Source organism: Bullifex sp. (genome assembly GCF_034103065.1).
GTDB lineage: Bacteria > Spirochaetota > Spirochaetia > Sphaerochaetales > Sphaerochaetaceae > Bullifex.
The window spans coordinates 1-2,449 of the sequence record NZ_JAXEGN010000133.1 but is presented as its reverse complement, the minus strand read 5'-3'; the positions used below and the strand labels follow the sequence as shown (position 1 = coordinate 2,449).

General features: G+C 34.2%; 4 protein-coding genes. All 4 read left to right on the top strand.

What is annotated here, in order from left to right:
- The first annotated feature begins 532 nt into the window (after positions 1 to 532).
- The 4 genes from SOY52_RS05235 to SOY52_RS05220 all read left to right on the top strand — a co-directional run bounded on the left by SOY52_RS05235 (position 533) and on the right by SOY52_RS05220 (position 2,169).
- Positions 533 to 862: a helix-turn-helix transcriptional regulator gene (locus SOY52_RS05235; RefSeq protein WP_320847922.1), complete on the top strand. Its 330-nt coding sequence runs from the start codon at positions 533 to 535 to the stop codon at positions 860 to 862.
- Between the two features lie 5 nt (positions 863 to 867).
- A complete protein-coding gene (locus SOY52_RS05230; protein WP_320847921.1) occupies positions 868 to 1,623 on the top strand; it encodes an ImmA/IrrE family metallo-endopeptidase in 756 nt (251 codons plus the stop codon).
- Entirely contained in the window at positions 1,616 to 1,852 is a 237-nt protein-coding gene (locus tag SOY52_RS05225; RefSeq protein ID WP_320847923.1) for a hypothetical protein, read from the top strand. The genes SOY52_RS05230 and SOY52_RS05225 overlap by 8 nt, the downstream gene beginning before the upstream one ends.
- 113 nt (positions 1,853 to 1,965) lie before the next feature.
- Positions 1,966 to 2,169 carry a hypothetical protein gene (locus SOY52_RS05220; protein WP_320847920.1) on the top strand — a complete coding sequence of 68 codons (204 nt, stop codon included), beginning with the start codon at positions 1,966 to 1,968 and terminating at the stop codon, positions 2,167 to 2,169.
- The last annotated feature ends 280 nt before the right edge of the window (positions 2,170 to 2,449 follow it).

The following is a 2,449-nucleotide window of genomic DNA, read 5'->3' as shown; positions in this document are numbered from 1 at the left end:
ATATTTATGGTTTTTTACCAGAACATTACATCCTTACCTGCAAGCTTCATTAAAGCCTCAAGATAGTAGTAATCTGCATAGACGAAGTTAACCTCTCTATCATTTAATCCATTAAATGAACCTGTACAACGTTGGATTATTCCATCTCTTTCTAAAGAAAAATCGGCTCTTTGATTAGTTAATACTTCAATAAGCTTTTCAGCTGTTTCTTTGTAACCTTTACCAGGAACATATTTGTCGAGTTCAATAAGACCACATGCAATTACTGCTGAAGCTGTTGAGACTTCAAAAAACTGTCATAATATATCCTGCAACAACTGTTTTTATTATTCACATATAACCTACATCAAGAAGGATATCTATATAGTATTTTGATGACTAGCACGTGTGGAATCTGAACTCTGTAACTTTTTTGATGCGGGGTATTATTTTTTTGTGGTTTTATTTGTCATATTTTTCTTATTTTATATGTTGATTTTATGACATATTTTTAATAAACTTTAATTTAACTTCAAAAAGGAGAAACATGGCTATGGCAAATATTATTGGAGATAATGTTAAAACACTTAGGGATGATATGGGTTTTAGCCAGTCCACTATTGCTCGTTTTCTCAATGTGGACCAGAGTTTGATTTCAAAAGTTGAAAAAGGTGAAAGAAACTTATCTGCTGATATGTTAGAAAAACTTGCTTGTCTATTTGGAGTTTCAATTAACGTTATCGAAAGCAGTAATATTGAGACGTCCTCCCTTTCAGTAGCATTCAGAGCGAGTGACCTATCACTTGAGGATTTAGAAGCAATCTGTGCCATTAACCGCATTGCACTTAATTCAGAGTATATGGCAGAGATATTAAAAGGATAATATGTATGATTGATTATGCAGATTTAATGACAAAAGCTGAGCGTTTAATGAAACAACTTGGAGAAGACAATAACTCTCCTGTCGATATTTTTGCATTAGCACAAGGGATAGAATTACTGACTATAGTATATTATCCATTAGGTAATAAGATTAGTGGAATGTGTGTTAAAGGAGCTGAGGGAAGATGTACGATAGCATTAAACTCATCTATGACATTAGGACGTCAGCGCTTTACTCTCGCTCATGTATTTTTTCATATGTTTTATGATACTAATATGAAAACTATTTGCGCTAAGTCTATCGGTACAGGCTGTGAAATAGAAAAAATGGCTGATGCGTTTGCTGCATATTTTTTAATGCCTCGTGCAGCATTAGCCGATAAAGCAGATAACCTTATTTCAAAGCACGAAGGCAAGATTAACCTTCAAGATATTATCCGTATTGAACAATATTTTGGAGTCAGTCATCAAACCGCAGTATATCAATTAAATAATTGTGGTTATATCAGCAGAAAAGAACTAGATGATTTGCTAAACATTAGTGTAAAACGACAGGCTGAAGCAATGGGATTCAGTTCCGATTTATATCTTCCATTGCCTAAGGAAAAGCAGTATTGCACATATGGTCATTATATCAAACAAGCAGACCAGTTATTAAACCGTGATATTATTTCGAATGGAAAGTATGAAGAGTTAATGCTTGCTGCATTCAGAGATGACCTCGTGTATGGGGCCGAGGAAGGCGGTGAATTAATTGACTGAGTCACTTTTCTTTGATACAGATTGTATTTCTGCTTTTCTGTGGGTAGATAATGAAAGTATTCTCTCAAAGTTGTTTCCAGGGAGAATTGTAATTCCCAAGGAAGTGTATGATGAGCTATCTCATCCTAGTGTGAATCGTATTAAGGGATTAAAGGCACAAGTCGATTTAATGCTCCAATCCGGAGATGCAACAATTGAAACCATTACGGTCGGTACAGCTACATATTAACTTTATCGAAAGCTTACAACTCATCCTGATCCAGGAAAAAAATCATCGGTCGCGGAGAAGCTGCTTCTATTTCGCTTGCAAAGGAAAAGCAAGGCATAATCGCCAGTAATAACTTGAGAGATATCGCTGTCTATGTTAAAGAATATGGACTTTCTCACCTTACAACAGGTGATATTATGAAAATGGCGCTTGATGCTGGATATATCAATGAATCACAAGGAAATACCATCTGGGCTAATATGATTGCAAGAAAAAGAAAACTTGGATATGCATCATTTTCTGATTATCTTGTAGCTCATTTGTCTTATGCCCACTAATAGCTACATCCTTAGGATTTCGTATTAAAGATTTTTATATTATCTAATATTGATTGGGTTTCAATAATAAGATAATTCCTTGTAATCAGCTAATTTTTAACTTTTTATATATAAAATGGCTGATTATCCCAGTATTTTTCTATGATAGCCAGCCACTTTAACTATATTTATTGATTTTACCAGAACATTACATCCTTACCTGCAAGCTTCATTAAAGCCTCAAGATAGTAGTAATCTGCATAGACGAAGTTAACCTCTCTATCATTTAATCCATTAAATG

Bases quoted from the DNA above. Each gene is read 5' to 3' on its own strand.
- SOY52_RS05235 (WP_320847922.1), top strand. From the start codon at position 533: ATGGCAAATATTATTGGAGATAATGTTAAAACACTTAGGGATGATATG.
- SOY52_RS05230 (WP_320847921.1), top strand. From the start codon at position 868: ATGATTGATTATGCAGATTTAATGACAAAAGCTGAGCGTTTAATGAAA.